At 25.4% G+C, this 7,960-nt stretch carries 5 protein-coding genes; all 5 read left to right on the top strand.

The window, feature by feature from the left end; translation table 4 throughout:
* Positions 1-62: 62 nt before the first annotated feature.
* Positions 63-1,664, top strand: coding sequence for a hypothetical protein (locus C4B24_RS04320; protein WP_131599548.1), 1,602 nt, complete (start codon positions 63-65; stop codon positions 1,662-1,664).
* A gap of 11 nt (positions 1,665-1,675) precedes the next feature.
* On the top strand, positions 1,676-3,352 hold the full coding sequence (locus C4B24_RS04315; RefSeq protein WP_131599547.1) for a hypothetical protein: 1,677 nt from the start codon (positions 1,676-1,678) through the stop codon (positions 3,350-3,352).
* A gap of 19 nt (positions 3,353-3,371) precedes the next feature.
* Positions 3,372-5,189: a hypothetical protein gene (locus tag C4B24_RS04310; protein ID WP_131599546.1), complete on the top strand. Its 1,818-nt coding sequence runs from the start codon at positions 3,372-3,374 to the stop codon at positions 5,187-5,189.
* Positions 5,164-7,608, top strand: coding sequence for a hypothetical protein (locus C4B24_RS04305; RefSeq protein ID WP_131599545.1), 2,445 nt, complete (start codon positions 5,164-5,166; stop codon positions 7,606-7,608). The genes C4B24_RS04310 and C4B24_RS04305 overlap by 26 nt, the downstream gene beginning before the upstream one ends.
* A 13-nt stretch (positions 7,609-7,621) precedes the next feature.
* Positions 7,622-7,960 (top strand): Vmc-like lipoprotein signal peptide domain-containing protein (locus C4B24_RS04300; protein WP_131599544.1); only part of this gene is annotated, 339 nt, incomplete at its 3' end.

Genomic DNA, 7,960 nt, shown 5'->3' with positions numbered 1-7,960 from the left:
TTTTCGTTATGCTCTTTTTTCATGTTAAGATAAAATTACAACATAGGAAGTAGTGAGATTTCATGAAAACTAAGTTTACACAAAATTTGCTACTCTACCTATCAAGGCGTAAAAATGTAGTTCTAAAAAATTTCACTTCATTTTCTGTTGCATTTATATCAAGTATAGTTTTAATATCAATAACATCAATACCATTATTAATAAGGGTACAAGACTTTAAGATGATTATTTTTATGTGATTAACGTTTATTCTTTCTTCAATTCTTATAATATTTTTCTGCACATCAATCTTTACTTTAATCTGTTCTTATTTTTCAGTAATAAGTTCCATAATTATTTCAATAATAATCTCTTTCTTTTTAATATTTGGTGCAATTGGAGTTAGATTAATGTTTGATTCTGAAAATCACAATAAAATGAGTTGAAATGATAAAAATGGTGTTAATTATGCATCTATGTTTAAAGTAAATTCAAACGGAAAGGTAGAGGAAGAATACAAAGTATTTGAAGAAACAAAAGGGAAAATATTCAATAACAACAAGGGGGATGATGTATTGAATTATGATAATAAGCTTAATTCTTGATTAAATCCTGGAGAATGAATTGTCAACCCTATATCTTCTATTTTTGGAAGATATCATAAAACAGACAAAGAAAGTTTAATTATTTCCTCGCAAGATAGTTATAAATTTTCAATGAGCAAAATAATAAATAAAAAAAGTGGAGAAATTTCTGAATTGCCAATTCCTAGTGATAAACAAAAATGGGTTTTTGTATCTGCACAAGATTTTAATCCTTTTACAAGTACAAAAGAAGAAATTATCGAAAAACTTGTTGATCTTTCAAAAGGATTCAAAAAAGAATTTAGTGATAGCGCATTGTCAGATGATAATAATTTCGGGATTTGAGTATCTAGATTAAAAACCGAACCATTATGAAAAAGGTTAAATTTAACTGAAGAAGATAAAAATATTTTAAGGTATTGAACTGGGTTATATAATAATGAGCACCTAAACTTCTATTTATTAAATTATTTTAATTTATTAAAAAATAAAGTTCTGGATTTCGAATCTATTTTAAAAGAAAAGGGAGTGCCAAAAGAACATATAGAATTATTGGACTTTTTATTTAAAAGTGATGTTGCAAGAGACAACATTTTAGATAAAAATGCGCTAGTATCAGCAATTTATATAAATGATAAATTCCCTTTCTTAAATTATAAGAATGTATACTCTAAAGCTAATTATGAAAATATAGAAGAAATAAAAGACTTAGTGAGGTTTCAAGCTGGGAATAGTTTTTCTAAAATTATCTTAGAGGACGGGAGTACTTTTGATGTTGATTTATCTAAAATTAGCACTGAATTTAAAAATATAAAAAATAAAAATGAATGAAATGATTATATTGATGCTCATAATGAGTATGGTAATTTAGAAAAAATTTATAAACAATTTAAGTCGTATTTAAATAACAACGGTAAAAACATTAAAGTGATAACATTTTCAAATAATGTTTTTGATATCTATAAAATAGATGGTTATTACAATATTAAAGTAGTGCCATTTAGCCAAACGCATGGGATAACATCATTAATAATTTTTATGATTGGTACATTATCTTTCATAACACTATTAAAAACATATAAAAACAAAAACATTTCATAAGGGAGAAAAAAATGAAACAAAAACATAAAATGTTATTAACAACAACATCAACGATTGCAGTTTTAACAGTTCCGGTTACATTAGCTGTATCTTGTGGAACAGATAGTCAAAAATCATATATATTGGATGGTAAAGCATTCAAGAGCAAACAAGAATTTATAAAATACGCTAAAAGTAAATTAATTAAAAGGGAAATAAGCGATACTGGAGATAATATTTGAAGTATTTCTAATGGTAAAAAGAATCAATATTTTTATTCGCCACAAAAAGTAAGAGATTATATTTTTAAAAATAAAATAACACCACAAAAAGTTTGGATACCAAATAAATATAAATTTAAATATACAGATCCATCATACAAATATTTAAATGATGATGAAATATCTCAATTTTCAAAAGGAGATGCAGGCACATACTACTCTTTTAGAATAAGTGGAGGTAAAACAATACTTTCTGAAAAATTGACTAATGATAAGAAAGAAAACTCAATAAAATTTGAAGCTACAAAGCAAAAAGCTATTCAATCATTTTTACAAATACATCAAATTTATAGATTTAATAATTTATATTTTCCTGATAAAGACTCTCTTAAGCATTATTTAAAGGTTTTGAGTAAAATACCTAAGGCAGAAAGAAATATACTACCCACAACGAAAAGTGTTGTCTTCACTGGAGCAAATGGAATAAGTTCAACTCCATTTGATTTCAATGGTAAAGTTGATGAAAAGAGCGAACAATACAAAAGAGCCTCTACATTCATTAAAAAGAATGCAGCTTTAAAAATTACTTTAGACGGTAAGACTTTCGACATACAAGATGCTAATAAAGAACTTTTGAGTCTTAATACAAATAAAGTCCTTCCTTTGATTGACTACATTAATGTTAATAAAACTAAACAAAGGTTTATTATTGACCTTAAAAAAGGCACAAAAGGAACTTTGACTGGTGGCTATTTAATTAATACTAATGGTAATATGTCACATATACAAAAACATGACAAATCTTGAGTTCATACTGAAGAAAAATTTGATAAAGCAAGTTTTAAAGATAGAACAATAATAAATTTATTTAATTCCGCTGCTAATATAGCATTTGCAGATAAAAAAGAAGGCGTTAATATATTAAATATCATTTCTAATAAAAGTAGCGCTATTAAATTTGATAAAAAAGAAGAGGATAAATTTAAAAATTTTAGACAAACATTAAATGAAATACCTACTACAATGTCTACAGGCATTGGAGATGCGCTTTGAGAACAACAAAAAGAGATGCTAGAAGGTAAAAGATTTTCATCATTTAAAGCATTATTTTATTTAAGGTCATGAACATTAGATAAAATTATGAGAGATGGTGTTAGAAGCCCAAATATTATTAATTTAATTAACAAATTCTTTAATAAAGGTCTTGAGATGTTGGATTATAAAATAAAGGAACTTATATTACCAATTGCTGGTAAAGAAGTTGTTGATAGTGTTAATTTACTAGAGATGGCAGATTTTACAAAACAAAAAAATCTTTTTGTAGATCCTGATATAATGATAACTAGTTTTTATAAAGGTAGATACAAAAAAATTGGTACTACACAAGAGATATATAATCCAAAAATAATATCTTTTGTTAAGGCTGTGCAAATCTACTTTGCTGTAGAAGGATATAAATTAGAACTGGTTAAAAAAAAATGAAGATAAAATTCAAGAGAATATTAAAATGTTGAATCAACCACAAACTAATAATGGTTATCCACAACCAACAGTAATTACAAATTTAGATTTATATACATTTGATTATAATAATAAAAATTCTTCAATTTCAACTATTAAAAATGTGATTTTTAAAGATTGAGTTGCTGATACTAACTATCAAAAAAATCTTGAGGATACAAAACAAAAATTTAAGAAAAATGTAGAATCATTCTTGGAACTGCAAAGATTAAATTTTAGAAAAGTTAATTCCTTTTTATCCTCTGAACATAAGGATTTTCGAAATTTTAAGTGAGATTTAAATGAAATGATCAATATACTTAATGATAAAACCGGTTATACCAAAATTGAAAAAGCTAAGTTAGTAAAACTATGTGGAGTTGCGATGATGGACTTTCTTTATAACCCTCAAGGAAAGAAAGACTTTTTAGTGAATATTCAAAACAATATTAAAGATGCAAATATTCAAACAAAAATTAAGGATGATTTGCAAACATCAAAAATTGAATTTGATGAAGTTATATCCATCTTAAATAATCCTTCCAAAATGATTGAAAAACAAGCTAATAAAGTATTAAAAGAATTCAATAAAAGTATTGAAAGAGACAGAATTAGTAGTACTTCACTTGAAAATCCAATTGAACTTGTAAAAGAAGTTAAGGAAGTATTTGAAAATGTAATAGAAATTGCTAAAGAGATGAATAAAATGCTGAGTCTGGTTTCTGCCGCAACTGGCCCTTTAGGGAAAACAGTATTACTTGCATTTAGTGTTGCCTTAGATGTTTTATCTGCCATTGTTGGTGAGGAAGTGATAGATGGATTTAAATTTGAGTATGGTAATGCAAAATCAATCATATGAACTGGTGGTCAACATACAGAACATAAATTTTGAGGTATAAAATTTCCTGATACTAATGTAACGGATGTTGATGATTTAGATCTTATAAAACCAATTGAAGTAACAAATAATTATGAAAAAGATTTTATGTTCTTTGAAGGTAAAAAATATAATAATGAAAATAACCTTATATCTGCTTGATTGGATAAAATAGCATCCATGAATACAGAGGATATACCCCAAAATATTAAGGACAAACTAAATTTACAATATTCATTTAATGGTAAAAATGCATCTGATATTTCCAAATTATCAAAGGATGTAATTAATAATGCTGTTCCCCAAGAGTTTTTGGAAATTAATGGAAGTTTAGTAAGTGATTTAAAAACTAAAAAAGATTTTGAAGTTGATAAGATATTGAATGATATAAAACCAATTTGAGTTGCTCAACTACCAAAAACAACAATTGATAAAAATGGTGTTCAACATCTTGAAAACATACCTTACAAAATGCCAATAACAAATAAGGTAAAATTATTCGGTAATCCAAATGAAATATCTAATAATGATTATCTTATGATTGATGCCAATAAAAAAGATGCAAAACTCCTTTCTCTTGAGAAAGTTATTGATGTTTTTGGTAAGTTATTTGAAAGAAAATATATGCAAATGGAAAGCAAACAAATTTCAGAATACGAGGCATTGTTTACAGATGATTTTGATAAACAATCAAATGGTTTTTCTGAAAAAACAATTTATAAGGCCAAATCTGTTGGCGGAGAGATTGAAATATTTTTAGATTTAAATGATGCAATCAATTGATTGCTTGTACATTCGAACTATTCTACCATTGAAAATCATGGTGAAAAAGTCATATATACTTATAAAGGTAATGATTATTTATCTGTAACTGATTTTATTAATGATTTATTATCTAAACAAGTAAAAGGAGGAAAACAAAATGCGAATAAAATTTACAAAAAATAAATTAGTAATTAGTGGTTTGGTAATCGCTGCTGTTTCGTTACCACTAATAACAACCACTTCACTTGCTACTAAAACAAAAAATCAACAAAGTCATAAGATTATTTTTGAAGGAAAGATGTTTTCTTCTTATGAAGAAGCTTTAAATTTCTATCTTGCAAATAATACCGATTCTATTCATAAAGAATTAAAATATGGGGATATTGGAAAAGCGACAGTTAATTTGAATACAGGAGAATTAAATGGCGATTTACTTTCTACTGTAGGAGAAGGCAATACTGCATTAGCTTATAAGAAGTCTTTTGGTAATTACACAAGGAATTATAATGATGCAGCCTTAAGCTTTGTTAATCCAATTTTTTCAAAAATTAGATATACATATGCAGGTTCTAAAAAAACATACATGAAAAGAGAAGATGCTCAAACTGCTTTAGATGCTACAAAGATTAATGAAAAGATGTTTTATTATAAATTGGATAACAATTTATTTAATTGAAGAACTAGTCCTGAATATAAAAATAGAGGTTTAAATACCCAAACAAAAAATGATGGAATAACAAAATTATTTAATACTCAAGATATTGTATTCAATCCTTTTAATGCAAAACAAATTAATTTACTTAAGGTGTACCTTAATAAAGATGAAAATATTAACAAAATGCAACTTGACTTTGAAAAAAGATGAGAAACAGGTTCTAACAATAATAAAGGCTTTAGTATAGCTACGTATGTAAAAGAAAATAATAATAAAAATAGTAAATATGAGCAATTTGATTTTAAAAAGAAAAATACAAATAATACCATAACTAAAAAAGTGAATGATGAAATGGCCAATTTCACTAGTGTAAAACACTTTAAAGGGCAAGAGGTAAAATCCAAGAAAATGGATCAGAAATTTGTTACTAATGATAAAGATTGATTAAATGCTATAAGTGGTTATAAGGATAAATCTGACTTAACATTAAAAAAAGGCAACAAAGAAATATACTTTGAAGATATTAATGGAAATGATATGCATGTTTATAAAAGTGGCAATGTAGTTGCTAAAATTAAAGGAGAGATTCAAAGTAAGGACATTTCAAAAAAAATACATATCTCTTTTGGTAAATTTAATTATAAAGATATTGATGGGGGAAATTTTAGTGAGCAAATAAATTTTGTGCTTTCAATTGGTGTTGAGATGCCAAATTCTCCATATGGTAAAAAAATCCCAATCCCTAATAGGTCTATTTTAAAACGAAATGGGTTAAGTGAAAAATTTCTTAAAAATTTAAAAAAATCCCAATTTGAAAAGAATATAAATTTTAAAATTATTAAGGCAACTGTCGATGAATTAAAAGGGCATTGAACTTACAAATTAGACACACGTGGGGTTGATACTGTTGATCATGTTTTTCACTTAACTGATGGTAAGTTTCTAGTTGATTTCGACGTTGAAACTGATTTTAGTGTTACAAATGACTCTCAAAAAAGAATGAATTTGTTAAATTTCTTAGCTACATCTAAAAAAAATAGTAAGAAAAAATATGATACACAACAAATTATAAAATATAATAACGAACCATTATTCAAAATTACTTATAAAAATGGAAAAAGAGAATTAGAAAATATATCTAATAACAAACAATTTACAAATTTCGATCCAAATTTATATAAGAAATCAATTTCTTTAAATAATCAATCAGAATATAATGAACAAGCTTCATTTGCAAATGCATATTTTGAAAATGAAAAAGTACAAAAAGAAATTTTTGATGAAAAAGTACAAAAAGAAAATGGAATAATTAATTATAATAAAAAAGGTGAATCATATACACCTAACAAGAATGTTTTATATATTGGTAATGGTAATAATTCAAATAATGATTACTCTAGACAAAATCATAAAAATAAAAGCAATGAATTATCTATTGGCATTTTTTGAGGGGAGAAATTCTTGTTTGACAAGGAAAGATATGACTCATTAATTTGAAATCAAGCACTTAATTTAATTGATATTTCAAATTCAAAAGAAAAATATAATTTAAGTGATTCAAATATGTTGCAAGAAAATAGTATTGCACATAGCATGTCAGAATTAAAAATACAGGAACAAAATGAGATGCCTGCCATTTCATCTATAATTGTTATGTTTTCAACTGATGGGAAAGAATTAATTAATTTCAATTCAATTATAGATAATTCTAAGTTCGATAATTTTGAATTAATGAAAAGAAATATGAGACAAAAAAACGAAAATAAACCTAAGGTTGATAAAAATCACATTTTTATTAAAAAAAGTAATATTTGAAAGTTATTTTCAAGTGAAGTGCATTCTATATACTTATTCGATAAAAATCATTTAAAATACTTTAATACTTATGAAAATTTAAAGAAATATTTAATGGAATTCATTAAAACAAATTCAAAGGTTTTAATTTAAAAAGGAGAAAAAAATGAAATTTAAAAAAATTACAATGGGTTCACTTGCAGCCCTTACAACAATAGCAATTCCGGTTGCTACAGTTGCTTCATGCGGGAGTGAAGAATACAAGACAGTTACTTTAACTAAAAAAAGTGATTTAAGTAAAGTTATTGATATGTATACAATGCAAAAAAAATATGGTTTTACGCCTTCAACTTCAATTGAAACAAAAACAAACCTTCAACAAAAACAAGAAAAGGTTCTTAATCATAAATTTGTTGATTCTTTAATTGAAGAAATTAATACAGTTGATTTAACTAAAGATCATAAAGTAGTTGTTATTGATTTAAATGCTCTTGATGTTAATTTA

The sequence above is a fragment of the Mycoplasma marinum genome (assembly GCF_004335975.1).
Classification (GTDB): domain Bacteria; phylum Bacillota_I; class Bacilli_A; order Mycoplasmatales; family Metamycoplasmataceae; genus Mycoplasma_K; species Mycoplasma_K marinum.
The sequence above is the reverse complement of the archived record's forward strand: the minus strand, read 5'-3'. Positions and strand labels throughout refer to the sequence as shown.